Source organism: Brevibacillus sp. B_LB10_24 (assembly GCF_046036945.1).
GTDB lineage: Bacteria > Bacillota > Bacilli > Brevibacillales > Brevibacillaceae > Brevibacillus_C.
Genome location: NZ_JBJQOQ010000008.1, coordinates 148,154 through 174,056, shown reverse-complemented (window position 1 = coordinate 174,056; position 25,903 = coordinate 148,154). Strand labels below are relative to the sequence as shown.

The following is a 25,903-nucleotide window of genomic DNA, read 5'->3' as shown; positions in this document are numbered from 1 at the left end:
GTCTCGTCACGCCCGGCTTGCCCGCTTCAAACCTGCCGAGCCGGGGCCCCTGTTGCGGTTGTCACTTGGGCCAGGTCAGTTCGGGAAATATCGACCGAAATATTCTGGCGATGTTTTTCGCATCGTCAAGCGCCCGGTGATGCACGCCTTCCAGGGGCAGCTGCAACAGCTCCAGCGCCTTTGTCATAGGGCAAGGCGGGATCTGCCTCGCCTCGGCAAATTGATGCTTTAAGCTGACATGTCCCGCAAGCAATTGCAGAATTGCGCCGCCGTAATGCTTGGCGGCGCATTCTCTTTGAATCTGTCTCTTATCGTAAAAACCCCAGGAGATGAGCATTACATCCCGGGATGAGGAGACGATCCACTGCTCAAACTCCTCCATCGCCTGTACAAAAGGCTTGGCGGCATCCACTTCCTTTTGGGTGATCGTGGTGAGCTTTGTACAGAATTCCGACAATTCAGGATGAACGGTCGGCCTTACCAAGCGGGAAAATGTCCCGATCTGCTGCAAGGAACCATCCAGCTTGACCGCACCGATCTCGATGATTTCACTCTGTTTTTGATCCGGCTTCTCCCAGCAGGTAGCCTCCAGGTCAAAGATGATCGTATTTCTCATCTACTCTCCCGCAATTCCGCCTTTTCTCGGCAGCTCTTCCTCAAAGTCACAGGCAGCTACCGCCTTCGCGCCCGACTCCCACAGGGCCTCAAGCATGCGGGCAATGCCTTTGATGTACTCCCTGGGATCAGCGTCTTCTGCCGGTTCGATATCGAGGTAGTAGCGGTAATAGAGAAAACCGTCATGCGGGTCAGCCGCTCGCTCCTCGTCGTAGTCGTCATTCATCATCACGTCCATTTCGCCCCATGGGGAAACGATGGTTGAACGGTTCTCTGTGCCTGTGACGGTTTGGGCGAGGAACCGGACAAGAGCCGCCCTGTCCATCTTTGTCTCAACGAACAATTTGCAATACAAGTCCATCTCACTGTACATCATCAACACCTCATTTGGGGAGTGGGATCGTTGGACCGTTATCGAAAGGCCCTCCTTTCTTTATTATAGAGATATCCACGTCCATGCCCAGTTCCTTTTCCAGCTGCTTCCGCAAGCCGCGAAGTCCGGCTTCTCCAGCCTGGATCTTGCCTGTCTCAATCGCATGCAGCATCGTCTTCTCCTTGGCGGAACCCGGATTGGGCGTTTTAAACCGTTCCTTGATCACCTGGTCGAATTTTTCCGGAGACACCTTGATCGCAAAGTCGATATCCGAATCCGGCCTGGCCGTCCCCTTGGCCCGGCTTCCCTGCACAACGACATCATCGCTAAGCGAACCGGTTTGTTCGCGGATCAGCGTTGACGCCCGGTTGAACTGTGTGCTGGTCAGCCCTTGCGGAACTTTTGGAATCTTTACCTTTGTGCCCTTCAGCAATTTGACCGCCTTATCCACGCCTTTTGTCCCGACAATCGCCAAGCCGATTTGGCCGACGGCATTGCCAAACCAGTGGGCACGGCTGTTGGCATCGCCATTGACTACATCGTCTTCCCATGATTGGGCGATTGCATCCCAGATTGCTTTTCCCGTGTCGATCGGATGGGAGACGGCATCGATGATGTTTTCTACCGTATCAATGGGATGGCTGACGGCATCGACGATCCCTTCGACCGCATCGACAACTGCTCCTCCCACGCCGCCGAGAAAGCTCCCGACGATCCCGATCCCGTCTCCGATTGCATCGCCGATCTGGTCAAGCAGGGAGTCATCCGATTTCTTTTCTGCAGCGGCCGCCGTCAACTGCAATTGGTCAGTCTGTTCATCCGCCTGCTGGAAGCGCTGGGCGATCTCCGACAGCTGAACGGAAACGCTTTGCATTAGCTGGAGAAACCCCTCCATTTGCTGGCGGGCCTGCTGGTGATTCGCGTAAAACTGCATTTGTCTCGCGCCATGCCACTGGGCTTCGAGGTGGAGAATGGTTTGATTTAGCCCGGCAATAATCCTCTGCCCGTTGGCATTGGCCTGTTCGAATTCTTTGGCTACCTGATAGAGCTGCTCAGGTGTCAAGAGGATGCGCACCTCTGCATCACCTTCACTTAACCATTTTCTGTTTCCGGCGAAAACCACGTGAAAATGCTGCCGTCAAGCAGGGCCGCCCGCTCCTGCGGGATCAGTTCTTTTGCAAATGCCGTACCCGGATTTAGCACCACTTTCACTTCAGAATCAATCAACGGCAACAAATCTTTTGTGTCTATCAACAGGATATCTCGCGTCTCGCGGATCAGGTTTTCCAGGTGAACCTCCCTGGAAAAAACGGGCAGGACCATTTCTCCCTCCACTTCAAAAAGGTCCAAGTGAACAGAAGAATCATCCATCGCGATCCGGTTCCCGTCCTCATCTGTTGCAAAATCCCCCGAAATTCTGCCCAGTACAATCAGCTCGGACTGAAGCAAAGCCCGGTAAAACACTGCCCTTTTTGCCGGATCCCGCTTGGCAGCGAGGAAAAGGCCATCCAAAGTTTCCATCCGTCTCCCCCTACTTGTCTCCTTGATCCCGCCAATTGGGCTCATACCAGTCCTTGTTTTTCTTCCCTTCCTCCGCTTTCTTCTTCGCCTCCTGCTCTGCTTTTTGCTTGGCGGCCAGCTCCGCCTGTTTCTTCGCCTCCTGCTCCGCTTTTTGTTTGGCTGCCAGCTCCGCCTGTTTCTTCGCTTCCTGTTCTGCTTTTTGCTTCGCTGCGAGCTGGGCCTGCTGTTGGGATGTTTGCTTCTGGGCTGCTCGCTTGGCTGGTTGTTGCGCCTTTTTCCGTGCCTCCTGCTCCGCTTTTTGTTTCGCCTCGAGCTCAGCCGCTGCCCGCTTCGCCTGTTCCTCCTCCGCTTGCTGCCGGGCGGCCAGCTCTGCCTGTCTTTGCTCTTCTTCCACCTGCCGCTGGGCCGCCTGCTGGGCCAGCATTCTCGCCTGCTCTTCCTCGAGCGCCTTGCGTCTCGCCGCATCCTCGGCCTCCTGCTGTGCGGCTAACTGTGCCTGCCTGGCCTGCTCTTGTTTACTCGCGGCGATCTGCGACCAGACCAGTCCCCCGCCGCCCAGCACCAGTACGGCTGACACCGCGGCGATGAGCACCTTTCGCTTGAAAAATCCACCGCGATCCCGCCGAGTTTCTGTTGGTTCGGAGTACCATTCCTCCTGTTCCAACAAATTTCTCGCCTCGATCCGGGCTTCCAGCTCATTTGTGATCATCACCAGATCCTGGGCCAGGCTGTTGTTTGCGGGAAGTTTCGCCTGCACGCTGCGGTACACGTCCAGTGCAGCCTCCAAATTCCCCTTGTTCTCGAGCTGTCTGGCCTGTTCGATCTGCCTGTTGTACAGCTGAAGCGACTCAGGGTCTACCTCCCCGGCAGCAAGTTCCCCGCGTCCGAAATCAACCGGCGGAGAAACGGCCGCCTCCTTCACCGGATCTTGCCGCGGATTACTGTGGACCGCCTCCCGCGTCTCGTCGGCATTCATCAGCATCAAGAGCCATTCGCCAAACGTAGGACACTGGTTGAGCGCCTGGCCCTCCCATACGCTGGCAAGCAGTCCGGCTATCTCCCTGCCCCAATGCCGCCAGATGGATTCGACCAGGATGTCGAACCTCTTACAGGGCTGCTGCACCTCCTCAGGCATGAAATAGCTTTCGCCCCAGGCGCTGTCACGAACGTTCTGATCGCACCACCCCAGCATTTCCGCCAGCAGAATGGCACCGGCGAACCTGTCGGAATAATGGCTCCACTGGCCGGCTGAATGGGACATGCGGGGGCTGGCGTATCCCGGCGACCCGCCCGCCACGGCGTCTGGCCGCTCCAGGTTCGGGGCGTGCATCTGCTCGACATCTACCAGCTCCACATAGGAAAAACCGTCCTCGATGCTGCTTTTCACCAGTCTCGGCAGGATGATATTGGGGCCGGACAGATCACAGTGCGCCAGTCCCCGCTGCTCCATTGCGGACAACACTTTTGCCAGAGAACGGGCGAGCAGCAAGCATTCCCTTCTGCCCAAATCCCGCTGATCGAGAACGACATCCATCCAGGTAGGACCTTCGATCCACGGCATCACGACGGCGTACATCAAGTCATGGTAATGGGACAGCAGCGGACCGTTTTGCTGCGGGGTGATCACTTCCCGCTCACATACGAGCAGTCCGGGCAGTTTGGCGTACTGTCCCAGCCGCTCTGACAGGTACACCATCTGCGGATCGCGGAAATTGCTGCGGAAGACCTTCAATGCTTTCCAGCCGGAGCTGGTTTCGATTTTGGGGATCAGCTGGTATACGACTCCCTGCCGTCCCTCCTGCCCATAGGGAACATGCGGTGCCATGGGATGTTCACCAAATGTATAGGCTAAGCCGCCGATCGTGATTTCTTCTCCTACCTGGGGTTGAAATGACATCGGAAGCACCTCCCGGAATCGGATAAGTGGAGCCAATCGCTTCGTACGGAAAAGGACTAGGCTGTTCTCCTAGTCCTTTTTCGCTCCTTACGATTCGTCGGCTTGACGGAATCTGGCAGCGATCTGCGTCAATTCTTGGGAAATGCTTTCCAACAGCTGCAAAAAGTTGGACATCTGCTTATTGGCTTCCTGGAACTCCTGAAAGAAGCGCTGCTTTGTCATCCCGTCCCACTGACCTTCCATATTGTTGACCTGCTGGTTAAGACGATCGATGATCTGTTGGCTCTGTTCTCTTCCCTGCCTGAATTCGTTCGCGACCGCATCTACCTGATCGGGCGTAATCAGAATCCTCGCCATGAGACAACCTCCCACAAAAAGCATCATTTTCCTTTCACACAAAATTTTACAATTAGGAACATCTTCCTGACAATTGGTTTTATTCAAATTTTCTAAAATAAACACAATTTACTGGTAAAAATGTCATATTAAGTCTATCTAGCACTGGCATCCGGCGCAATCTGCACTTCTTTTTGACTAGAAGAGTCCCACCTTGCCATCAGACTTTTTAACCAGACCGCTGGAGTCAGCCCGGCTGAGAAGGGAAAGGCGGCCTTGATTCGGACGTATCTCCGTTTGGCAAAGTACCCTTGACCCGGCGGCAGCACCTTGTTGTAGGCGGCGCCCGGATAGGCGTTTGCCTCTGACGAGGGGATTTTTAAGAAAGCGAGATCGTTTCCGTCCAGCGTTCCGAACAAAAATCCCGTCTGCGCCCCTTTGACTTCCGCCAGCCAGTCGTTGCTGCTAAAGGGAAAATCCGCCGGTACCCCGGAGATGGCAGCGTAAAAATTCCTGTTTCTGCCCTGGCGCAGGATCGCGGTCAACTGATCCTTCACCTGAAAATCAGTGACTCGCTTGTAGAACAGATCGGCATCGTCGATGACGAGAAAGATCGCCGGATCATCCGAGCTGTGAGCCTTTGTGTGTCCGGTCTTGGCCCGTTGGCTGATCTGCTCGCTCAACAGCTGAAGCAAGCCGGCCAGCTCTGTTTCGTCACCTGCATATCCCCGCACGTGCGGCAGGTCGCGAACAGCCGAAAGCCCTTTTTCACTGCCGCCAAAATCGATCACGTACACCTCCAGCCGCTGGGGCGGGAATTGATGGCCGAGCGCGAGCAGCCAGGTCAGCAAGAAGGATGTCTTGCCGCCTTCGATCGGACTGCCGACGAGGAAATACGGTCCTTCCGCCAAGTCGATCTCAAACAGGGTCAAGTCGTCCGCGTCTATGCCGACCGGGACCTTTAGTCTTCCTCTTGCCTGTTCCCCGCTGCCTGTGCGCGGCTGGCGAAGCAATTCTTCCAGCAGGACCATCTCCGGCAAGGACCTGATCTCCTTAGGCCTGCTGCCCAGCCACGCTTCGTCCATGCGCCTGACCAGTTCGCGCAGTGCGTTTGTCCGCTGCGTCTCATCTGCCCCTTTTGTCGGAAGGGCCGTGTGAAACTCCAATGGCGGCACTCCTCCTTTGACCAGTGCTCGCCCCTCCGGCAGATTGACAGGCGGTTTGGCGGGCCTTCCCACCGCAAAGTAGTAATCGCTCGGATCGGCCAATTCGAAGGAGACGCCCAGGGCAAAGCTGCTGCGCACCCGGTCGAATATATCGGTAATCCGGTTGGCGGTGACGACAAAATAGATGCCGACGCTCCCGCCTTCGCGCAGCAATTGCTCCAATTGACTGTTTTCGGTTTCAAACGAGTTGCGAAAGTTGAGGTATCCATCGATGCAGACGACGATCGCCGGTACCGCTTCTCCCGTCGCCCGGCGGTAGGCGGATAAGGTTTTGGCCCCGGCACTCGCGATGCGTTCCCTTCTCGCATCCAGCTCCTGCAGCAGGAAGCGGAAGAGGCGTTTTACCTTGTCGCTCTCTTCATCCAGGATGACGGCGCCGACATGGGGAAGCCGGGCCAAATCCCGCAGCATCCGGCCGAAGTCGAGAATATAGAAGTGCACATCGTCTGGCGAATGCTGCAAGGCCAGCGAAACCAACAGGGTCTGGACAAACGTGGTCTTTCCGGTTCCGGGCATGCCGTACACCGGCAGATGCCCTTCTTCGAGCGGAAGCATAAGCGGCTCTTGCCTTTGGCTGGCGAGATCATCGGCCAGACCGACAACCGGCTGCAGCCAGGTCGCGGCTGGCTCCCATTCGCACCCGTTCCAACCGCTTTCGCCGCGGATATCCTCCAGGAAAAGCTGCTCCGGCAGCGGCGGCAGCCACGGTCCCGGGAGCTGCACGAGGCCCTCCTGTCTCGCTGTCTCTTTCAGGTAGGCCATCAAGACTTGCAGCTGTTTCTGGCTGTGCGATTGTTTGGCCAGTTGCTGCTCCAGTCCGGCGATCCGCTTTTTGATTCTCTGGCCGTTCAGTGCCACTTCGACGATCTCTGCTTGATGTACCTTGTGGGATTCATCCGGTTGATAAGGCGCCCCGCTCCAGGCGTACTGGACCAGTTCGAATTCCTCGTTGCTGCCCACCTGCAGATAGCCCCGTCCCGGTGTGGTAATCCAGGCGGCATCGGGAATTTTCAGCATTTCCCGGCTGTCGGCGTCATCCTGGACACGCAGACAGATGCGGAAGCGCGAGTTGCTCCAGATCTTGTCGTCGACCACCCCGCCCGGCTTCTGAGTCGCCAGAATGAGGTGAACGCCCAGCGTTCGGCCGATGGCAGCGATCGAGATCAGCTCGTTCATAAACTCGGGCTGATCCTTTTTGAGTTGGGCAAATTCATCGATGACGATCACCAGATGGGGCAGCGGCTGACGCTCCCGCCAGGGGGAAGCGTAATACTCGTCGATGTGCTGCAGATTGCCGGCCTCGATTAACAGTTTTTGCCGCCTGACGAGCTCCGCCCGAAGCGACACCTTGGCCCGCTCGATCAGATTCCCCTCCAGGTTGGTAATCGCCCCGATCAGGTGGGGCAAATCCGCAAAGGTGTTGGACATACCCCCGCCCTTGTAGTCAATCAGCAAAAATGCCATCTCATAAGGGTGGTAATGGATCGCGAGCGAGGCGATGATCGACTGGATCACCTCGCTTTTGCCCGAGCCCGTGGTGCCGGCCATCAATCCGTGCGGTCCATGCCCCTTCCGTTCGATCTTGTCGTGGATATTCAGCAAAACCCGCTTGCCCCCCGCTCGCACCCCTACGGGCACAGGCAGCGCGTCGGGAAAACGGTTTTGCCGCCATCTGCCGGCCGCATCCAGTTCGTCCACGCGATGGACACCGAGCATGTCAAACAGGGTCAGAACCTTGGGGATGTCGCCGGAGGAAGACCGCTTCAAGCGGATGGGGGCCATGGCGCGGGCGAAGGAATCCGCCATCTCGAGCGTGACCTGATCAGGGGAGACCGCCTGCTCGACATCACCCGCTCCGTCATCGCCAACCGAGACGGTCTCGATCAGCCTGGTCTTGTCTGCGTCTACGTCTACAATGACGCTGCAGTGCATTGGCAGGGAATCCTTCGTGTCAGCCAAGAGGATGGTGCAGGCGCCCACGGCTTCCGCTTCTTTGAGCAGCAAGGGAAGAATCGGCTCGTCCTCGACCAGCTGGGGGGCGGAGAGGACAAAGACAAAGCAAGGAATATCCAGCCTCCCCGGATTGTAAGCTCCCTTGCTGTGCTTTCTGCGGTTGAGCAGCCCGTACAAATAGTCGAGCAGCAAATGGGCCGATTTCTTCTCTTTGGCGAGGAATCTGACAGCTCTCTCGTCATCCCAGGCGTGCGGCAGCCAGCGCATCCAGCTCCACTGCTGCGATTCGCGGGCAGAAAAAAACGCCGCCAGCTTCACTTCATCGGGCGAGTGATGGGTCACGATCTGCAAAACGAGATTGCGCACCGCATTCAGGACGGCACTCCGTTCGCCGACGACCCCGACTACTTTCGCCTTGAACAGAGCCAGACGGACGGGAACCTCGCCGACCATTGCAAAATCAGCGGCAATTCTCTGGGCCTCCTGGATCAGCGGATCCTGTTCATAGCCTTCCTGACTGGGGGCCTTGATGGTCAAAGAGGAGGGACGCTCGCCGATCCCCAGCCGCAGGTATAAAAAATCCTCATCTCTTGGCGAGCGCTCCCAGAGCGAACTGTCCCGCCGGACGATCTTGCTGATGCATATCCCGGGATCCGGGTCGATCCGCCTCAGCACCTCTGCCTGGAACTCGTCGTGCTCCGCCAATTCGGCGCGATGCTTTTGCAACTGCTCCAGATACCCCTGCTCCCTTGCCCTCAGCTTGTTTTTATACTTCCTTTTGTTGTGGAAATAGACAAAAATCGGAACTGTATAGGATACGGCCATAGCGCCCATCGACACCATTTGAAAGTAGATGTAATTGCCCGGCCGGTTCATCAGCGAATTCAGGTACAGGTACATACCCAAGACGAACGCCGTCATAATCACCGGGACAATAATCGAAATGATCGAGATCGTCGGAGCCTGCGGTTCCGCCGGCGGGCGGTGGATCTCGACGGTGCCGCGGGGCAGCGGCTGTTTCAACCTCGGCGACCTTTGGAAAAATTCCGTTTTCACTGCCGGTGCCCTCCTTCTTTATCTCAGCAGCTTCCATACATACCCTTGTGCGGGAGCATCTTCCTCGTCAGCTTCACCCGGATCCTCGTATTGCGGCGCCGGTCTCTCAAAGATGGGGCGCCATCCGTCGAGCGGTTTTCTTAACGGTGTCGTCGAATAGGACTTTTGGACCCGCAGATACGCCCCCTCGGCAACTCCGAGCTCGGCCAGCGTGCCCTCTTCGGCCAGCGTTCGCCAATCGCCGTCCGCTATTTTGATCTCCAGCAGGTAATGCACGTGCTCGATCTCAGCCGCTTCTCCCTTGAGTGCGTAGGCGATCATCGGAGCCAGACGGCCCGCAGGCACCTGCGCGGGAAGCTCAAAATCGGGCCACTCGGGTTCATTCGGACCTGTCACCAAGGTGACGATAACTGTGTGAAATGGCGAATATGCAGCCATTACGCCCTCCTTAAAAACTGCTTGATTTTAGCAACACAGTCTGCCAGGAATCCGGGCAAAACCGGCGGTTCCCCCGCCCTGTGCCCGTCTGCCGGCAGTCTCCACGATACGTCCAAAACGGCAATGTCATCGCTGGTTGCTTTTCTTCCGGCATCGTCAATCAACTGCTGAAGCTGGCGATCGTCAGGAATTCCCCTCCACCCGTCCAGGTCGGCCAGACCATCTGTATAGACCAGCAAACGGGTGATTCTCCAGCTCTGGCTCAGCTCCGAGATGGCCACGTGCGGACCGCCCCCGACAGGTCCGCGCAAGGTGGACCAGCGGTGGGCTGTGAAAAACGCCTCGCCAAGGAGCGATGTTTTTTCCAGGGCTTGCTGCCACAACCGCAGCCTGGAATCCCCCTGCCAGGCCAGGACGATCTTCCCGTTTTTATGGACGCGGCCGGGCAAGTCGATCCGGCCGCAGACAAATGTCGTCTCGCTGCCCAGCTTTCTTTTTTCCTCCAGAACATCGCGGAGAATCCCCGTCACATCCTTGGGGATCGGATATTTATCGATAATTGAACTGGCCGGACCGGTGAGGCTGCTCAGATAAGCCTGCAGGCTCTGTCTCAGCTTCTCCTGCTCAGATGCCCGATCTACCGCAGCGGACGACAGCCAATCCAGCAGGGCATCACCCAAAAACCGGGCGGCGAGCTCACCGTAGAACGACAGGCTTACCCCGTCGCAGATCGCAAAAATAAACGAGCCTTCCCTCCTGCCAAACGTAACGTAATCTTGTCCCTTGTCCCCCGCCGTTTTGGTATCGGCCGCGCGGGCATAGGCAAAGCGGTATGTAAAGACCCCCGTTGACCTTCGCACAGGGGTTTCCGCATCTTGCGCAACTCTGATACAAGTGTACTTTTTTACCATGGGCATCACCTGTACTTTCACCGAATCGGGGTGGCTGCCGACATCTGAAAACCAAGTGACACCAGCTCCGGACTGGACCCGGGGAACATCATCAACGCTCCCGGTTCGATCTGGTAACTGGACTCTCGCATCATGATCCGATAGCTCTCCGGGATTGGCGAAGACATGTTGCGAAGCTTGATGGCGTGCTCATCCGTAAGCGTCGTATCGGGAAAGATGCCGGACCAGCGCTTGGGATCGACGATCGGAACCCGCAGGATGTCGTCCGAGATAAAGATGTTTTCCACCAGGACGTTTCCATCCGCCACCGACATCTGCATGATCTTGCGGGCGATGGGCTCGGGATCGTCCCCTGTCGCCGCCCCGTCCGTCATATGGCACACCAGGGGAGCAGGACAATCCTGGATGTACGGCAGTTCTTCCTGCAGCAGCTTTTCCACCTGCGAAAATGCCTTGGCCGTGTCGGTCAGCCGCAGCGGACTGAGATCGGGCAGCAATCCCAACCTCGCCACTTCATCGATTCCCTTGATGCCGTCGAGCAGGTCGTACACTTCATCGCTGTAGGCGAACAGTGCGACCCGGTAACGCGGAGAAAGCCGGCTTCCCTTGGTGGAACGAAAGATCATCTGTCGGATCGCGCTGGACAGGGAGTCCATTACGACGTCAATTCGCCGCCTGTCACCCATCGGCAGACACATGGAACCGCTAATATCGATGACGTATATGATCAGTGCCGGCGTTTTTTGTGTCGCCTGGACCTCATGGCTCACGAATAACGGGCCTCCTTTCCCTTCCTTCAGGCATGAAAATATGAAAAGCCCCGACCGAGGGACTATTACTGGAATTTTCAAAATACATTTTACATCAAATTTCCTCTTTAGGGACTCCAACTTTTTCCTCATTTTTGGAATGATTTTACATATCTTAACCGGGACTAAAGAAACAACAGTGCATACCCGGAGATGTCCCAGACAGCCGCGCATCCTGTTTCTGCAGCGCGGCCGCCTGCTCCGTATCTTTTGATTACTTCGTCTTGGCAGATTTCAGCATCCCCTGCACTGTTTGCCCGGTTCGCTTAAAGCCCTGCTCCTCGTACTGATGGCTGATGCGATGCTTCACCGGTTCATCGGCTATGAAATGCTGCTGCACGAGCACAGCGGCGTCTGACGGGGTGATCTGTTTGTACCAGATCCCTTCCGGATACACGATCACGACACAGGCGTCCTCGCAGCGTCCATTGCACCGCGTCCTCGTCGTGTGAATCACGTCGTCAGCCTGCATCCGGCTGATCTCGGCGCGGATCGCCTGCGTGACCTCTTCCGCTCCTTGTTTCATGCAGCTTCCGCCATTGCATATGAGGACGTGGCGCTTGGTTTTCGATAAGTCCCAGGTTGACATACAGGCATCCTCTCCTTTAACTGGTCGAACAAGTTATGAATTCAGGGCTGTTCGATTGCCTTGTTCATTGATGAAACCGGTCGGGATAAAAACCCTCGGCAAGAATTTTCAAGGCAAGCGGTGCGCGGATTCCTTCGGACGCCGCCGACAGGGGCAGGACGATAAAGCGCTGGTTGGCGATCGCCGGAAGGTCGGCAAGCTCCTTTTTGGAAAGCAGCAAATCCCGCTTCTGGTCGGCCGATTTGTCGCCGTAGTCGACGATGACGATCACATCCGGATTGCGGTCCACCACTTCTTCCCAATTCACTTCCGCCCAGCTCTTCTGTATGTCGTCGAAGATATTTTTGCCTCCGGCCAAACCGATCAGATAGGTCATGTAGGTGTTGGCCGCCGTATACGCTTTGTCTTCCCCGCTGTCATAGACAAAGACGCGAAGCGGTTGTTCGACGGGGCCAATCTGCTTGGTGATTTGCTCAATATCGGCCTTCATTTTGTCGATCACTTCCGTTGCCTTTGCTTCTACATGAAAGATCCGGCCGATATTTTCGATATCCTTGTATACATCATCCAGAGTGGGCGCTGTTATGTTGGATGACTCCTGAACGTAGGTTTTCATGCCTGCCTTCGCCAATTCCTGGACGGTTCCCAGAGTCTTTTCCGTAAAAGCGCTCTGCCAGCCGGCGTAGGCAAAGTCGGGTTCTGCCGCCATGAACACTTCTTTGGCGGGGTACTTATCGGAGAGCACAGGAATCTTGGAATACGCTTCCTCATACTCGGGCAGTATCTTGTCGTCCAAATAAGCTGTTCCTGCCATGGAATCCTGCAGGCCGAGAGCCAGCATCATTTCCGTGACGTGCTGATTCAACGTGACAGCCCGCTTGGGGGCCTCTGTAAAGGTCTGGGTATACCCCAGATTCGTCAGTTCAAATGCTTGGTACTCCTGGTCTGCCGGCGTCTTCCCCTGTGAATCGGCTTGCTTGACAGGTTCATTGATGGCAGTGGTATTGCCTACTCCGTTCGTTGAACTGCTGCAGGCAGAAAGGATGATCATCAGACATAGAAACAGGATCAGTTGACTGACAGACTTGCGTTGCTTGTTCATGATCGGACTTCTCCTCGCATTGTTTTTTTGAAGCAAGCCTTGCAGCTTACAGGAACTTCTTCGATTATCGAGACTTGGAAATTAATGTAAATTTAGATCCCGCCTGTACCGGCGGCCGACTCATCATCCCGTCCAGTGGATATCCGCCTTCCAGCCACATATCCTGACGGTAGGAAAGGAGACCGTCAGCCTCCCCCGCTTCGCTCCGGTCGGCCAACGTTTCCTCCGGTTCCAACCGGGCGAAAGCCGGTTCTGTTTGGGGCAGCGAAGCAGTGCGCCACGGTTTGGACAAACCGTAATTTTCGTACATGCCAACGACGGCAAAACCTTCCGCGGCGAGCAGATGACCCAGTTCTCTCGGCGTCATCAGGGCGTATTCCCGTTCCACCCGGTATCGCGCCTGCTGCAGCCCGTCGACGAAAGCCTCGAAAGTAATCGTGCAGTGAAACAACTGGCGGCGCAAGGAAGTTTCTCCTTCCACCTGCTTGTACACCATTTTTCCATTGGGCAGCCGCTTGCACCGCCGCTCCGTCCAGGCTCCCCCTTCAGGCGGAAGCAGCAGGTCGACGGCCAGCCAGCCCCCCGGCCGCAAATTTTCCCGGATTCGCTGCAGCAAAGCGATCTGTTCCTCAACGAGACTGTAATGCTGGAACAAGCCATCTGTGCAGAGTACATGCGAAAACATGGCGCCGGGCTGAAAAGCCATCACGTCTGCTTCAACCAGTTCCAACCTTTCCGGGTTCTGCTTGAATATCCGCTCCCGCTTGGCATTCGCCACTTTCAGCATCGCCGGACTCCAATCCACTCCGCATACTGTCCCCGCTTTCTCGGCGATTTCCACGGCAATTCTGCCTGTTCCAACCCCAAGCTCCAGGACAGCCGGCGATTCGGTGCACGCCAGCAGCCAGTTGCGGTAAAAGGCGATTCCGCCCTTCCCGGCAAATTGATCGTAATACTCCGCCTCCAGCCCGGCGTAGAGGGGCGTACCTTGCCGTTCATGCCGCCTGCCCTGCATGCCGCAGCGGGTACAGACGCTGCCGGCCAACTCTGCCAACGGCGTGCCAGCGGGGACGCCGTTTCGCGTGTCGCCAAACCATTCGTCGTACATGAAGTGACAAAAGCTGCATTTGCTATATGCCATTGTTCCACCCTCCTGTCTGTCGAACCAGGTTGGACAAAAAAGTGATATGCGGTTTTTTCGTCAGCGGGTGAATCACGATTTCGCTCGCTACGCCAAATACGTCGTGCAACAATTCCGCTGTCAGCACTTCCTCAGGCGGCCCGGAGATGAACACCCGTCCATCCTGCATAACGTACAAATAGTCGCAATAAACGGAAGCCAGGTTCAAGTCGTGCAGCGCCGAGATGACGGTGACGCCCAGGGTCTTGACCAGATCCAGCAGTTGCAGCTGGTAGCGGATGTCCAGATGGTTCGTCGGCTCGTCCAGTACGATCACCTGCGCCTGCTGAGCCAGCGCCCTGGCGATCAGCACCCGCTGCTTTTCACCTCCGGACAAACTCATAAAGCTGCGCTCCGCGTACTCCAGCATGCCGACGCGCTGCAGGGCCATGTCCACAATCTCTTCATCCAATGAGGTATCCGGCTCGAACAAGCGTTTATGCGGAGTCCGCCCCATCAGCACCATTTCCCATACCGAAAAATCAAACATCTGCGTCGTCTCCTGACTGACGACTGCCATCCGCTGTGCAATGCAGCGCGAAGCCAATCGGCTTAGCTCCTGGTTATCCAAACTGACCATTCCGGCATCCGGCTCCAGGATTCGGCAGATCATTTTCAACAGCGTGGATTTTCCGCTCCCGTTCGGCCCGATGATGCCGACAAATTGCCCCGAGGCGGCATGCAGGGATATATCCTGGACAATAGGCGTTTGCATCAGCGAAAACGAAGCGTGTTCCACTGTCACGTTCATTTGCTTCCCCCTCCGAAGGTATATGTACTCCGGCGCAGCAGCCAGATAAAAAACGGCCCGCCGCACAGTGCGGTAACCACACCGATCGGCACTTCCTGGGGGGCCAATACCAGGCGGGCGAGAACATCTGCCCAAATAGCGGTAATCGCCCCCAGCCCGGCGCATACCGGGAGGACCCGCCGATGGTCAGAGCCGACCAAAAACCGGGCAATATGCGGCATCATCATGCCGATAAACCCGATGCAGCCGCTCACGGCGACGATGACCCCGGTAAGCAGCGAAACGACGAGAATAAGCGTTTTTCGAAACGCATCCATGTTGATGCCAAGTGTTTTCGCCGTTTCGTCGCCCATCAAGACGGCATTCAAGGCGCGGTATTGAAACAGCAAAAACGCGGTACCGGCCAGCACAGCCAAACCGGGGATCGTCAAGTACTCCCACTTGGCGCCAGAGAAACTGCCCATCATCCAAAACATCGCGTCCCGGATGCCCTGTTCTTTCGGAGCCAGCATGATAATAAAGTTGGTTACGGCAGATAAAACCATTGAGACGGCAATGCCTGCCAAGAGCAGTCGAGAAGTATTGATGCTTCCCCGTACCTGGGCGACCAAGTAAACGGCGATCATAGAAACGAGAGCACCGAAAAAGGCACCGAAAGTCAACGCGTACTGCCCGAAATACGGAAGTACCCCGAAGATGATAACCAATGTGGCGGCAGCAGACGAACCGGAAGAGACGCCGAGGATGTACGGGTCGGCGAGCGAATTGCGCAGCAGGGATTGCATGACCGCCCCGGCCACGCCAAGCCCTGCTCCCACCACAGCCCCAAGCAGCACACGGGGGAAGCGGATATCCCAAATGATGTGCTCCTGCGCCTTCGTCCAATCCCGTTCGATTGCTTGTCCAATCCCGGGCAGATGGGACAGGGGGATTTTCCACACCGTCTCAGGGGCAATCTTGATCGGGCCGAGCATGACGGCCAGCGTCACGGATAGCAAAAACATCCCGAACAGCAGCCACAGGACGCCCCTTAGCCCCATCCGGCCGTTTACAAGGGCCGGGCGGGCATTTCCGCTTGCCCGTACGATTCCTTTTGAAGATAGCTGGGGTATCAGGTTTCTCAATTTTTTGCTCCTTTCTGCAATTCTCGCTTGCCTACATACGAAAAAACCCCATCTCGGCAGATGGGGTTACGGGTCCGGATCTTATGAGAAAAACAACAAACTGCGGCAAACAATCGTTGCTTCTTTCCGTACACCTCTCCTTTCCGCGAAGGCATTGCTGGTGTGAGCATGCTAGGTAGGTCTCCTGGCTCCCGGATCGTCGCGCTCTTTCGCCTTCCCCGACGTTGTGGCATCGAGTGGCCTGTATGAAAAGAGAACTCCCCGGATACAGTGGCGGGACCGCTCGGGACTTTCACCCGATTCCCTGTTACCCCTTGTTCCCACAAGGGCACCTGGCTGCATCCTATGAAATTGTAGGTTGGTGCCTGCATTCCTTTTATCTTACCCTAAAGTTTGGAAGATTGCTACCTGTGCGTCCAGCAATAGGCAGTCGGAAATTAGGAATATGCAAATCCTTCCAAATGTTTTACTATAAGGGTATGGGAAATGTTGGAATTCAGATGTCAACGGATGCAAGGATTCGCAGAACCTTCCGAGGGGGGATTGACTTGATGGGGAGCAAATACGTCACGGTCCTTTTGGCTTCTGTCCTTTCCGTTTCCATCATCGGGATTCAGTCTAAGGAGCCTGTCTTTGTCTTTATCTACGGCGCTGTGGTGGCAAGCGTATTCATGATTGTTTCTTTGCCCGTCTCATTAGTGGCTGACCTGTTAGCTATGAATATAAGGTATCTCGGCCCTGTTTATTCGGGAATGCTGCAGATTCTGCTTACATTTGTGGTGCTCTCACCCTTTATCATTGCCTTTACGCTGGCCTTCACGTCTCACCCTGCGGACAATTTTCTAGATTTCCTTCACTATACGCAGCCATTCTGGCGGCTGATCGCGATTAATTCCTCCATGTTCTGGATTTCCGATCTGCTGGTCAAGTTGATGTTCAAGAAATTCCTTCGTCCCGCCGACTGATTCCATTTCTACTCCCCCCGTATTAGGGCAGCCTGCTTCCAATCTTAGAAAATATGATGCGGCCACGGTAAACCGAAGGTTGTCCCGAGACCGCATAAGAATCTACTTACTTGCTAAGTTCTACAATATAACCCAAAAACTTGAAGACTTCATCCGAAGTGGGAGGTGAATCTGTTAACAGCGAATCCAAAAAATCTGCTATATACCGCGCATCTTTATAACTTAGTTTATCAAAATTATCTTTTTCAGCGAAACGTTTAAGACGACTGGCTATCCCATATACGTCTCCATTTTTGCATAGCGCCGCGGAAGCTTCGCATAGGGAAGCATAGGCATCAAAATAATGCAACCCTTCAACCCAACTATAATCATACGTAAATTGCCTGAATTCGCCTGCAACATGAGCTGTGTACATGTTAACGTAACTTTCTATTTTTCTTTCAATGTGCCATAGTTTTGTGTAGGTATTATATATGAAAAGATAATCAAAGAAAATATGAAAAAGATCAATATCGCAACTCCCGCGATGTTTTTCCGTTCCTCCCTATCCGCTACACCTTGAATGTTTCCACGCGCTGCTGCAATTCCTCCGCCAGTTTGGACAGCGCGCCGGCAGACGCAGTGATTTCCTCCATGGAGGCCAGCTGTTCCTGTGTGGCTGCCGAGATGCTCTGGCTGCCTGATGCCGAACCCTCGGCAAGCTGCAGCACGCGCTCAAACGTCTGCACCACTTTTTCCGTTCCTGCCGCCATCTGTTTGGACGCAGCGGATACTTCTTCAATCTGGTTCGTCACTTCCAGGACAGAAGCTTGAATCTGGGCAAAGGATTTCCCCGCCTGATGGACCGCGCCCATCCCGTTCTCCACTTCCTGCCGGCCTCTCTGCATCGATTGGGCGGCCGCCCCGGTTTCAAGCTGAATGGCGCTGATCAAGTCAGCGATTTGCTGAGCCGATGCCGTCGATTGTTCCGCCAGCTTGCGAACCTCGTCGGCCACCACCGAGAACCCGCGTCCGTGTTCGCCTGCTCTCGCCGCCTCGATCGCTGCGTTTAAAGCCAAGAGATTGGTCTGAGCGGAGATGCTGGTGATCACTTCGATGATTTGTCCGATTTCCGTTGAGCGCCCCTGCAGCCCTTCGATAACCCGGGTCAAGTCGCTCATCGTCCGATTGATCGTTTCCATTTGCTCCACCGCCGTCCGGATGGCTTGGTCTCCGTCTGCAGCCTTTCGGGAAGCTTCGGCAGCGACGCCAGATACGTGACCGGCGCTCGCCGCGATATGCTGTGCGCTTGTTGACATCTCCTGGATCTCTTTTGCGCTTCCTTCCACTTCCTGGACCTGCTGATCGGAGCCGGCAGCCATTTCCTGTATCGTCAAAGTGATTTGCCCGGCGGCTTTGCTCGTCTGGTCGGAACTGGCCATCAGCTGCTCCGCAGAAGCAGCCACCTGCTGGGCATTTAACGCTACCTGCCTGATCAGCACGCGGAGATTTTCCTTCATCTGCTGGAAGGAGCGGGCCAAATCACCGATTTCATCCCGGCTTTTGATCCGGATGTCGCCGCCTGAAAAATCTCCCTCGGCGATTTTGCCGGCCGCGAGACTCAGAACCCCAATCGATCTGGACACCCTCCGCGAGAAGACGATCCCGATCGCCACTGCCAGGATGAACGTGGCTGCGATCAGCCCCAGGGAAATCCATTTCAGCGAGACGACCAGGCTCTGGTTGCTCTCTACAGCTGTCTCGATCAACTGCTTTTGATCCGACGCCATCTCATCGACCAGCTTTTTCATTTCCAAGCCGAGCGGCACCGCTTCGGCGATGACCAGCCTGACTGCCTCCTCCTGCTGGTCGCTGGGCAGTGCGAACACCTTGTCCCCCTTCTCTTTGAGCTGTTTCACCATCTCCTGTACTTGTTGGACGGTTTCGATATCTGTATCGCGTCTCAACAGGGGAACCGTTTGGCCGAGCAGCTCCTCTGCCTGCTGATAGGCGCCTTCAAACTTGATCGCATCCTGTTTGTTCGCCCCCGCCAGAAAACTGCGGACACTGTTCATCATCTGAACAGTCCCGTTGCTTATGTCGTTTAGATTCGTCAAGATATGTTCCCGCCTGACAAGTATGTCCGAATACGATTGATCCACCTTCTGCAAAAAGTAAAGACAGGTAATTCCGACTGCCCCCAATAGCAGAGCGATGATGACAAAAGCGCTGACTAATTTTTTGCCAAGCGTGAATTTCAAGAAACTCCCCCCTATATTGATACTGAGAAGTATGTATATGGAATATTTACCCATAAAACATGAAGATAAAACCGAATTGTTCAGAAAGTTTCGACTCACCTCTGTCCTTCTTATTGGAAAAATCGCCGCAAAAGGTTCCTCATCCCGCCTTCCTTCATACGATGTAGTGTTACTGACCCACGGCAACTGTAAGGGGGGAAATGTCATGACAACACTGTACGTCACCGAAAAAGCCTGGAAGCAGATCGAACAGGCGGTAAGCAAAAATCCCAACGTGGAAACTGGCGGCATTTTGATGGGATACCAACTAAACGGGGATTGGGTCGTCTCATATGCCAGCGAACCCGGGCCGCGTGCGATAAAAGAGCGGAAGACCGTCGTTTTTGATGAAAATCACATTCGAACCGTGACTGCCAAGCTGAAGCTGCGGAGCGCCGGGCGCTTGCGCTACATCGGAGATTGGCACAGCCATACGGTGAAGCGCTTGACGCCCAGCCTGGGGGATCGAAAAACGTTTGCATTAAAAACCTACCAGGAAACGTACCAATCTTCTTCGCCCATCATGCTGATCGTCGGCATGCACAGGCATGGGATCAGGGTCAGGGGCTTTATCTACGGAGGCAGGATGCAGGAGGTAGAGAGGGTCATTCTCGTAGGGAAGCAAGGGTCTCGGCAACTGAACTGAAAATGGCTGTCCCTAGGTGGGTGCCTCTCGCCGGCCGATTTTCTGCCACCACGGCGATCGCGTAGCGCGGCTTGTCAACCGGCGCATAACCGACAAACCACTGGTGGTCGCGCCGCTGCCCCCGTACGGTCACCTGTGCCGTGCCGCTCTTTCCCGCTGTTTTCCAGGGCAGGCCGCCAAGCGACTTGCCTGTTCCCTTTTGTACAACCTGTTCCAGGTAGCGCCGCAATTTCCATGCGGTTATTTGGCTAACTCCCTGTCCTTCAAGCGGCTGCGGGGAGAAATGGTAAAAGGTGACGCCGTTTTGGTAGGTGATATCCCGGACCAGGCGCACTTGTCCGGGCTGTCCGCCCCGCAGGATGGTCACCATCAGATTGGCCGCCTGAAGGGGGGTGATCCTGGCATCCCGCTGCCCGATCGCTGTCTGGATCAGCACGCCTTCATCCTCGCGGGGAACGCCAGGTGCAAAGACCGTCCCGGACTCTTCCGCGTCTATCTGGCGGAAGTTCTTCAACTGGTACAGCTCCTTTGCCGTCCAGCCCACCGGCACCGTCAGGCCCAGCCGCCGGGCGTACTCCTCTATTTTTGCCCCGCCCAACCGCTTGGCAATCTCGGCAAACGCGATGTTGCAGGACTGGGCGAATGCCTCCTCCATCGTGACGGCCCCGTGACCCTCCTTGTTCCAGCAGGAAAAACCGTACTTGCCGTACTCTCCCGTGCACTGGAATTTTTCCGTCGGCAGGGCCGCGCCTTCCTCCAGCGCTGCCGCCGCGACGACGATTTTAAAGACAGAACCGGGGGGGAGCTGTTTGACCGCCCTGTTTTGCCAATTGCCTGCGGCGATGTCAACCTTTGACTGATCATACGCCGGACGGCTGACCATCGCGACCACATCCCCCGATCCGGCGTCCAGAACCACGATCGATCCCTGTTTCAGTCCCGCCTGGTCAGCCGCCTGTTCCAGCTTGGCCTGGATCTTGGCATCCAGCGTGGTGGTCAGCGAAAGCGGATAGTAGCTGTTCTCGCTTTGCTTGAAGCGCATGTCCAACCCCCGCAGCGGCCGGCCTGCGCCATCGACAAAATAGGACAGGCGGGCGGGCTCGATCTGCTGCAGAAACCGATCGAAGCTCCGCTCCAGCCCGGAGGCGCCAATCCCGCTGTCCAGACTCATCTTTCCCGACCTCAGTTCGGATGGGTACAGTTGTTTGACCAGCTCGGGGTTCTGACCGACAAAGCCGATGACCTGTTTGGCCCTTGCATCAGGACGATAGCGCTGTGCAACAGGCAAAGCCAGTACGCCCGGCAGCTTCAGTCTGTTGATCTCCTCCGCCTGCCGCGCGGACAAGGCGACCAGTTTGCCCCGTTCGTCCCGCAGGGCATGGGGGTCTTTTACCTTGCGGATCGCCTCCGCCAGCTTTGCCTGGGGCCAATCGATCAGCGAGGCCAGTTTTTGGGCGGCAGAAGCGTCTGCCATGCCGGTGCGGGCCAGCGGAAAGAGGACAAGCGTCAGCGTTTTGATCCCGGTAAAAGGATAGCCGTTCCGATCCCGTATCTCGCCTCGCCCGCTGTCGAGAATGACGGTTTGCTGCCGCTGTCTGACCGCGTGTTTGACCAGATCGATATCGCGGGCCGAGTAGTGGTGGGCAAAGCCAAGCTGAAGCCACCAGAGCCGGGCGATCAGTCCGCCCCAAAACACGGTGAGCAGCAGCAGGATCAAGAAACTTCTGCGTTTGGCCAGCCGCAACAGATACACGCTTTTCCCTCCCCGCACGTTTTGCCTATTATTTCCTAGAACGAAAGAAAAAATGAGAAAAACTTGGCTTATCGCCAAGTCCAATAGCGAAAGCCTTCGTTTTTCTCATACTTTCATCATTTAACGCATTAGCGGAATTAAACTTTCCGAAAGTACAAAAAAACCGGAGGAAATTTCCTCCGGCCGGCTAAAGTCCCTTTTGCAGCAAAATATCGCGGATTTTTGTCGATAACAGGTCAAGCGCGACGCGGTTGTAGCCGCCTTCCGGCACGATCACGTCGGCATAGCGCTTTGTCGGTTCGATGAACTGCAAATGCATCGGCCGGACAACAGTCAAATACTGCGAAACGACAGAGCGCAGCGTTCGCCCCCGCTCCTCGATGTCCCGTTGAATCCGGCGCACAATCCGCACGTCGGCATCCGTGTCGACGAACACCTTGATGTCCATCAGATCCCGGATCCGCTGATCCTCCAAGATCAACAGCCCCTCAAGAATGATGACGTCTTTGGGTTCTACCAGCACCTGCTCGGACGAGCGATTATGCACTTTAAAATCGTATACCGGCTTCTTGATCGGCCGCCTGTGCAATAATTCCTGCAGATGGGCCAAGAGCAGGTCGTTGTCAAATGCAAACGGATGATCGTAGTTGGTCTTGGCCCTCTCTTCCATGGTCAAGTGGCTCTGATCTTTATAGTAGGAATCCTGCTCGATCATCAGGACGCTCTCGTACTCAAACTGCTTGTACAATTCCTTTGCGACAGTGGTTTTGCCGGAACCGCTGCCTCCGGCAACCCCTATCAGCAGTGGCTGACCCATGCGGTAATTCTCCTTCCTCATTCCCATGATTTCAACTTCAGGCCAGCTTACGCGCCAGTTCGCCTCCAACTGATCGCGATGCCATCTCCGATCGGGACAAACGAAGTCTCCAACAGGGGATGGTTTGCCAGGTACTGATTAAACCGTATCAACTTTTCAACCAACGGACGCTGCCTTTTGCCGGCCGCTTCCGGGTCGACCACCAGGCCGCGAAAGAGGACATTGTCGCAGATGACCAGGCCGCCCTCCGTTATGTGCGGCAGATAGAGGTCGAGAAAAGCCTGGTACTGTCCCTTCGCCGCATCGATGAACAGGCAGTCGAAAGGTCCTGCTTCCGGATCCGGCAGCCCCTTCGTCGCATCACCCACGATGAGCTTGATCCGGTCGCCGAGTCCCGCTTCAGCAAAATTGGCCTGCGCGCGGGCTGCCCTGGCCTCATCCTGTTCGATGGTGACGACCTCCGCCTGCCCGGCAGCCTCGGCCAGCCAAATCGCCGAGTAGCCGATAGCCGTCCCCACCTCGAGGATGCGCTTGGGCCCATGGGTCAAAAGCAGCAGCCGGATCAACTGGGCCGACGGCAAGAGGATGATCGGAATTCCTTCTTCTGCCGCTTCCCGCTCCAATCGCTGCAGCAGTGCAGATCGCTCGGGGACCAAGCCGGTCAAATACGCCTCAACGGCTGGACTTGTGATCACTACACAACACCTCGTCGTACCAAAATGACTTCAAAACGGATTCGCGCCGCCCCTCACCTTATTTGTTGCTGCGGCTCTGCGCGTCCCGGGCATCGTGCTCCTGGAGCGTTCGGGAGAAGTAGTGCTCGGACGAGCCGTCCTTTTTCGTTACGTAAAAAAAGTAATCGTGCGATGCCGGTTTGACGACCGCTTCTATCGAGGCTCTGCCCGGGCTGGCGATCGGTCCCGGCGGCAGTCCCTTGTGCAGATACGTATTGTACGGACTTTCTACCTTCAAGTCGGCGTACGTTATCAGATCCCGCTGTTTTCCCAGCGCGAACTGGACAGTCGCGTCAGCCTGCAGCGGCCAGTTGTCTCGCAGCCGGTTGAAAAACACCCCGGCGACGAGCGGACGCTCCTTGTCCACGGTCACTTCCCGCTCGACGATGGAGGCCAGGATCAAGGCATTATCCAAAGTGATGTTTCGCTTTTTCAACGCTTCCAGCCACTCCGGCTTCACCTCGCGCTCAAACTGCTGCAGCATCTTCACGATGATATCATGGGCTGTCGCCCCTTTTTCCACCTCGTAGGTCTCAGGGAACAAATACCCTTCCAACCGGTATTTTCGCTCCGCTTTGGCCGGAATGGCGGACACGAAGGAAAACGCGGAAAAATCACCTTCATTTACTTCCTTTAAAAAAGCATCCTTCTTGACCAGCCCGTCCTTCTCCAGAGCGGCCGCGATCTGCTCGACACTCCAGCCTTCGGGAATCGTAAACCGGATGCTGTCCTTGACAACCTTGCCCTCCGCCATATCCTGCAGGATCTCGTCCAATGTCATTCCTGTGCGGAATTGGTATTTCCCCGCCTGCAATTGGCTGCTGATCCCCTTGTACCGGGAGTAGTAGCTAAAGACCAATCCGTTTTTGATCAATCCTTGATCTTGCAAAATCTGTCCGATCACGCGCACCGAAGAGCCGGCGGGAATGTCCACCTCTTTGACGGTCTCGCTCCCGTTCGCGTCGATCGGCTGCAGCTGAGCGTATACGTAAAAGGCTCCCGCTCCCGCTGCCAGTACGAGCAGCACAAGCAGCAGCAAAAATCCCTGTAAAAGACCGCCCCTCCGCCTTCTCCTCCGGAATTTGGGAAGGACAGGCAACTCCTCGGCAGCCCGATTCTCTCTGTTCTGTTCCACCGGAATCCCCCTCTGTAAACATCGCTCTCCATTATACCGAAAGTCCCTGACTCTTGCATCATTTTCATCAAGGAAAAAACGCACGGATCACTTTGTCTGAACGTAACGGGAAAGCAAAGTGACTGCCGTGATCAAGAGGAGAACTGCCGTCATTTTGACGACCCAGCCGACTTGAACCCGGCCGCAGCGCTCGTACAAACGGCGCAGCACCGTTGCCGGCCAGCCGCCAAGCTGCCGACGGTACTTATAGACAAAAACGGCGGCGACGCATGCAGCAGCGATGATCATCCCGGCTTGGACCCAGGGCGACGACGTGACCCGGTGAACCCCCTGCCAGTTCGGCCCGAGCAGATACCCGGCCCCAAAGAAGGTGAGCACCCAGAAAACGGCTCCGCTGTAGGCATAGACGGCAAAGGTGCGAAACGGGAGCTTCAAAATCCCCGACAGGTAGCCGGTAACATGACGCAGTCCGGGAATGAAGAACGCAATAAACAGCACTTTGTTACCGTATGTATCAAACCAGCGGGACGCCTTGTCCAGCTTGTCAGGTCCAAGAAAAAAATACGTTCCCACCTTTTCAAAAAACATCCTGCCGACCCGTCGGCCAATCAGATACGTTATCGAGATGCCGAGCGTCGTGCCGGCCGCGGCAAGCAGGACAGACCAAAGCCAAGAGAAGTGGTGCGAGTAGCTGAGAAAACCAGCATACGTCAAGACGAATTCTCCGGGGAAGGGAAGCGCTACGTATTCCAGCAGCAGGCCAAAAAAAAGCACCCATAACCCGTAAGTCTCAAACCAATGTACGATTGTTGCCACGGTTTACTTCCCCCTCGTTTTACCATTCTGTCTGTTCCCCAGAACCTTTTTCCCGCTCCAGATCAAAATCACGGCAAGAAGAATCCCGGCAGCCAGCAGCAAATACCCTCTTGTCGAAGCGAAGCAGGACCGCCAGCTGTCTCCGAGATAAAAGCCCAAACGGACGTACAAAAACGCCCAAATCGCCGCCCCCGGCAAGGCAGCACCGGAAAACTTGAACACGCTCCACCGCCTGACGCCGGCAAAATAGGCGCTGAGATTTCTAACGCCGGGCAAAAAATACCCGAAGCAGACGACAAACAGCCCGTACCGTTCAAACCATCTGCCTGACTTTTCGATGCGAGCCGGTTTCAGGCGCAGCCGCGGTCCCAGCTTTCGCAAGAGCGGAATCCCGAAGAAGCGCCCGAGCAGGAAAGAGAGCAGCATGCCGCACATGCTGCCTGCAACCGATACGATCAGCACTACCCAAAACGACATCTTGCCCTGTGCGGCCAAATACCCTGTAAACATCATCACCAGCTCGTCCGGAACGGGCAGGCCGACGATCCCCAGGGCGAGCAGCAAAAAAACCGCCAGATAACCGTACAACTGTACGGAATGAAGCAATACCTCCTGCATATCCAATGGCTCCTCTCGCAGGCTTACACCTTGACGAGCTTCTCCAAGTTCATCAAGGAAACGGTTGACGTTGTATCGCAAACCAATTGGATGACGATCGCCATGATTTGAATGAATTGTTTCATATCGACAACCTCCGTGTCGGTCATTTCCTTCTACGAGTATTGTAATGGAGGCGTCCCTGATCCTCCTATCGATTTCCCTTTCAACTCCCTTACAAGATTGTAAGGTTTGCCGGGCCTGCGCAAGACAAAAAAAA

25 protein-coding genes and 1 riboswitch are annotated in these 25,903 nt (G+C 55.7%); of the genes, 2 read left to right on the top strand and 23 right to left on the bottom strand.

Going from position 1 to position 25,903, the window contains the following annotated elements; genetic code table 11:
* Positions 1 to 61 precede the first annotated feature (61 nt).
* The 15 genes from ACI7RC_RS10360 to ACI7RC_RS10290 all read right to left on the bottom strand — a co-directional run bounded on the left by ACI7RC_RS10360 (position 62) and on the right by ACI7RC_RS10290 (position 15,797).
* Positions 62 to 616, bottom strand: coding sequence for a 3'-5' exonuclease (locus ACI7RC_RS10360; protein WP_408108163.1), 555 nt, complete (start codon positions 614 to 616; stop codon positions 62 to 64).
* Complete coding sequence (locus tag ACI7RC_RS10355; RefSeq protein WP_408108162.1) at positions 617 to 991, bottom strand: 1,4-dihydroxy-6-naphthoate synthase; 375 nt, start codon at positions 989 to 991, stop codon at positions 617 to 619.
* Positions 992 to 998: 7 nt separating this feature from the next.
* Complete coding sequence (locus tag ACI7RC_RS10350) at positions 999 to 2,063, bottom strand: WXG100 family type VII secretion target (RefSeq protein WP_408108161.1); 1,065 nt, start codon at positions 2,061 to 2,063, stop codon at positions 999 to 1,001.
* 17 nt (positions 2,064 to 2,080) lie between these two features.
* Positions 2,081 to 2,509: an SseB family protein gene (locus tag ACI7RC_RS10345; protein ID WP_408108160.1), complete on the bottom strand. Its 429-nt coding sequence runs from the start codon at positions 2,507 to 2,509 to the stop codon at positions 2,081 to 2,083.
* Positions 2,510 to 2,519: 10 nt separating this feature from the next.
* A complete protein-coding gene (locus tag ACI7RC_RS10340; protein ID WP_408108159.1) occupies positions 2,520 to 4,406 on the bottom strand; it encodes a hypothetical protein in 1,887 nt (628 codons plus the stop codon).
* 87 nt (positions 4,407 to 4,493) lie between these two features.
* Entirely contained in the window at positions 4,494 to 4,763 is a 270-nt protein-coding gene (locus ACI7RC_RS10335; RefSeq protein ID WP_019120055.1) for a WXG100 family type VII secretion target, read from the bottom strand.
* A gap of 134 nt (positions 4,764 to 4,897) precedes the next feature.
* Entirely contained in the window at positions 4,898 to 8,977 is a 4,080-nt protein-coding gene (essC, locus tag ACI7RC_RS10330) for a type VII secretion protein EssC (RefSeq protein WP_408108158.1), read from the bottom strand.
* 18 nt (positions 8,978 to 8,995) lie between these two features.
* Positions 8,996 to 9,415: an EsaB/YukD family protein gene (locus tag ACI7RC_RS10325; protein WP_408108157.1), complete on the bottom strand. Its 420-nt coding sequence runs from the start codon at positions 9,413 to 9,415 to the stop codon at positions 8,996 to 8,998.
* Complete coding sequence (locus ACI7RC_RS10320; RefSeq protein ID WP_408108156.1) at positions 9,415 to 10,326, bottom strand: hypothetical protein; 912 nt, start codon at positions 10,324 to 10,326, stop codon at positions 9,415 to 9,417. The genes ACI7RC_RS10325 and ACI7RC_RS10320 overlap by 1 nt, the downstream gene beginning before the upstream one ends.
* Before the next feature lie 17 nt (positions 10,327 to 10,343).
* Positions 10,344 to 11,096 carry a vWA domain-containing protein gene (locus tag ACI7RC_RS10315; protein ID WP_408108155.1) on the bottom strand — a complete coding sequence of 251 codons (753 nt, stop codon included), beginning with the start codon at positions 11,094 to 11,096 and terminating at the stop codon, positions 10,344 to 10,346.
* 253 nt (positions 11,097 to 11,349) lie between these two features.
* Complete coding sequence (locus ACI7RC_RS10310; RefSeq protein WP_408108154.1) at positions 11,350 to 11,724, bottom strand: (2Fe-2S) ferredoxin domain-containing protein; 375 nt, start codon at positions 11,722 to 11,724, stop codon at positions 11,350 to 11,352.
* A 64-nt stretch (positions 11,725 to 11,788) separates the two neighbouring features.
* The gene (locus tag ACI7RC_RS10305; RefSeq protein ID WP_408108153.1) at positions 11,789 to 12,826 is read right to left on the bottom strand and encodes an ABC transporter substrate-binding protein; all 1,038 of its coding nucleotides are present in this window, start codon (positions 12,824 to 12,826) and stop codon (positions 11,789 to 11,791) included.
* A gap of 64 nt (positions 12,827 to 12,890) precedes the next feature.
* Positions 12,891 to 13,967 carry a methyltransferase domain-containing protein gene (locus ACI7RC_RS10300; RefSeq protein ID WP_408108152.1) on the bottom strand — a complete coding sequence of 359 codons (1,077 nt, stop codon included), beginning with the start codon at positions 13,965 to 13,967 and terminating at the stop codon, positions 12,891 to 12,893.
* On the bottom strand, positions 13,957 to 14,757 hold the full coding sequence (locus ACI7RC_RS10295; RefSeq protein WP_408108151.1) for an ABC transporter ATP-binding protein: 801 nt from the start codon (positions 14,755 to 14,757) through the stop codon (positions 13,957 to 13,959). Before ACI7RC_RS10295 ends, ACI7RC_RS10300 begins: the two co-directional genes overlap by 11 nt.
* A complete protein-coding gene (locus ACI7RC_RS10290; protein WP_408108176.1) occupies positions 14,754 to 15,797 on the bottom strand; it encodes a FecCD family ABC transporter permease in 1,044 nt (347 codons plus the stop codon). Before ACI7RC_RS10290 ends, ACI7RC_RS10295 begins: the two co-directional genes overlap by 4 nt.
* Positions 15,798 to 16,038: 241 nt before the next feature.
* A riboswitch (cobalamin riboswitch) is annotated at positions 16,039 to 16,232 on the bottom strand.
* A gap of 197 nt (positions 16,233 to 16,429) precedes the next feature.
* Between ACI7RC_RS10290 and ACI7RC_RS10285 the strand changes: the two genes are divergently transcribed.
* Positions 16,430 to 16,846 carry a hypothetical protein gene (locus ACI7RC_RS10285; protein ID WP_408108150.1) on the top strand — a complete coding sequence of 139 codons (417 nt, stop codon included), beginning with the start codon at positions 16,430 to 16,432 and terminating at the stop codon, positions 16,844 to 16,846.
* Between the two features lie 106 nt (positions 16,847 to 16,952).
* On the opposite strand, the gene ACI7RC_RS10280 is transcribed toward ACI7RC_RS10285, so the two are convergent.
* Positions 16,953 to 17,261, bottom strand: a complete 309-nt coding sequence (locus ACI7RC_RS10280) for a hypothetical protein (RefSeq protein ID WP_408108149.1) — start codon at positions 17,259 to 17,261, stop codon at positions 16,953 to 16,955.
* Between the two features lie 136 nt (positions 17,262 to 17,397).
* The gene (locus tag ACI7RC_RS10275; protein WP_408108148.1) at positions 17,398 to 19,086 is read right to left on the bottom strand and encodes a methyl-accepting chemotaxis protein; all 1,689 of its coding nucleotides are present in this window, start codon (positions 19,084 to 19,086) and stop codon (positions 17,398 to 17,400) included.
* Between the two features lie 205 nt (positions 19,087 to 19,291).
* Between ACI7RC_RS10275 and ACI7RC_RS10270 the strand changes: the two genes are divergently transcribed.
* A complete protein-coding gene (locus tag ACI7RC_RS10270; RefSeq protein WP_408108147.1) occupies positions 19,292 to 19,771 on the top strand; it encodes a Mov34/MPN/PAD-1 family protein in 480 nt (159 codons plus the stop codon).
* On the opposite strand, the gene ACI7RC_RS10265 is transcribed toward ACI7RC_RS10270, so the two are convergent.
* The 6 genes from ACI7RC_RS10265 to ACI7RC_RS10240 form a co-directional block, all read right to left on the bottom strand.
* Positions 19,731 to 21,524: a peptidoglycan D,D-transpeptidase FtsI family protein gene (locus tag ACI7RC_RS10265; RefSeq protein ID WP_408108146.1), complete on the bottom strand. Its 1,794-nt coding sequence runs from the start codon at positions 21,522 to 21,524 to the stop codon at positions 19,731 to 19,733. The genes ACI7RC_RS10270 and ACI7RC_RS10265 overlap by 41 nt on opposite strands.
* A 187-nt stretch (positions 21,525 to 21,711) precedes the next feature.
* A complete protein-coding gene (gene udk, locus ACI7RC_RS10260) occupies positions 21,712 to 22,341 on the bottom strand; it encodes a uridine kinase (RefSeq protein WP_408108145.1) in 630 nt (209 codons plus the stop codon).
* Between the two features lie 47 nt (positions 22,342 to 22,388).
* A complete protein-coding gene (locus ACI7RC_RS10255; protein ID WP_408108144.1) occupies positions 22,389 to 23,036 on the bottom strand; it encodes an O-methyltransferase in 648 nt (215 codons plus the stop codon).
* Between the two features lie 58 nt (positions 23,037 to 23,094).
* The gene (mltG, locus tag ACI7RC_RS10250; protein WP_408108143.1) at positions 23,095 to 24,210 is read right to left on the bottom strand and encodes an endolytic transglycosylase MltG; all 1,116 of its coding nucleotides are present in this window, start codon (positions 24,208 to 24,210) and stop codon (positions 23,095 to 23,097) included.
* A gap of 87 nt (positions 24,211 to 24,297) precedes the next feature.
* The gene (locus ACI7RC_RS10245; protein ID WP_408108142.1) at positions 24,298 to 25,026 is read right to left on the bottom strand and encodes a DedA family protein; all 729 of its coding nucleotides are present in this window, start codon (positions 25,024 to 25,026) and stop codon (positions 24,298 to 24,300) included.
* A 3-nt stretch (positions 25,027 to 25,029) separates the two neighbouring features.
* Positions 25,030 to 25,644, bottom strand: a complete 615-nt coding sequence (locus ACI7RC_RS10240; RefSeq protein ID WP_408108141.1) for a DedA family protein — start codon at positions 25,642 to 25,644, stop codon at positions 25,030 to 25,032.
* Between the last annotated feature and the right edge of the window lie 259 nt (positions 25,645 to 25,903).

What these genes read in the sequence shown, in the direction of transcription:
- ACI7RC_RS10290 (WP_408108176.1), bottom strand. Translation starts at nt 15,797, where the DNA reads ATGGGGCTAAGGGGCGTCCTGTGGCTGCTGTTCGGGATGTTTTTGCTA.
- ACI7RC_RS10240 (WP_408108141.1), bottom strand. Translation starts at nt 25,644, where the DNA reads ATGCAGGAGGTATTGCTTCATTCCGTACAGTTGTACGGTTATCTGGCG.
- ACI7RC_RS10355 (WP_408108162.1), bottom strand. Translation starts at nt 991, where the DNA reads ATGATGTACAGTGAGATGGACTTGTATTGCAAATTGTTCGTTGAGACA.
- ACI7RC_RS10305 (WP_408108153.1), bottom strand. Translation starts at nt 12,826, where the DNA reads ATGAACAAGCAACGCAAGTCTGTCAGTCAACTGATCCTGTTTCTATGT.
- ACI7RC_RS10300 (WP_408108152.1), bottom strand. Translation starts at nt 13,967, where the DNA reads ATGGCATATAGCAAATGCAGCTTTTGTCACTTCATGTACGACGAATGG.
- ACI7RC_RS10340 (WP_408108159.1), bottom strand. Translation starts at nt 4,406, where the DNA reads ATGTCATTTCAACCCCAGGTAGGAGAAGAAATCACGATCGGCGGCTTA.
- ACI7RC_RS10295 (WP_408108151.1), bottom strand. Translation starts at nt 14,757, where the DNA reads ATGAACGTGACAGTGGAACACGCTTCGTTTTCGCTGATGCAAACGCCT.
- ACI7RC_RS10345 (WP_408108160.1), bottom strand. Translation starts at nt 2,509, where the DNA reads ATGGAAACTTTGGATGGCCTTTTCCTCGCTGCCAAGCGGGATCCGGCA.
- ACI7RC_RS10270 (WP_408108147.1), top strand. Translation starts at nt 19,292, where the DNA reads ATGACAACACTGTACGTCACCGAAAAAGCCTGGAAGCAGATCGAACAG.
- ACI7RC_RS10335 (WP_019120055.1), bottom strand. Translation starts at nt 4,763, where the DNA reads ATGGCGAGGATTCTGATTACGCCCGATCAGGTAGATGCGGTCGCGAAC.
- ACI7RC_RS10320 (WP_408108156.1), bottom strand. Translation starts at nt 10,326, where the DNA reads ATGGTAAAAAAGTACACTTGTATCAGAGTTGCGCAAGATGCGGAAACC.
- ACI7RC_RS10310 (WP_408108154.1), bottom strand. Translation starts at nt 11,724, where the DNA reads ATGTCAACCTGGGACTTATCGAAAACCAAGCGCCACGTCCTCATATGC.
- udk (WP_408108145.1), bottom strand. Translation starts at nt 22,341, where the DNA reads ATGGGTCAGCCACTGCTGATAGGGGTTGCCGGAGGCAGCGGTTCCGGC.
- ACI7RC_RS10280 (WP_408108149.1), bottom strand. Translation starts at nt 17,261, where the DNA reads ATGTACACAGCTCATGTTGCAGGCGAATTCAGGCAATTTACGTATGAT.
- ACI7RC_RS10360 (WP_408108163.1), bottom strand. Translation starts at nt 616, where the DNA reads ATGAGAAATACGATCATCTTTGACCTGGAGGCTACCTGCTGGGAGAAG.
- ACI7RC_RS10325 (WP_408108157.1), bottom strand. Translation starts at nt 9,415, where the DNA reads ATGGCTGCATATTCGCCATTTCACACAGTTATCGTCACCTTGGTGACA.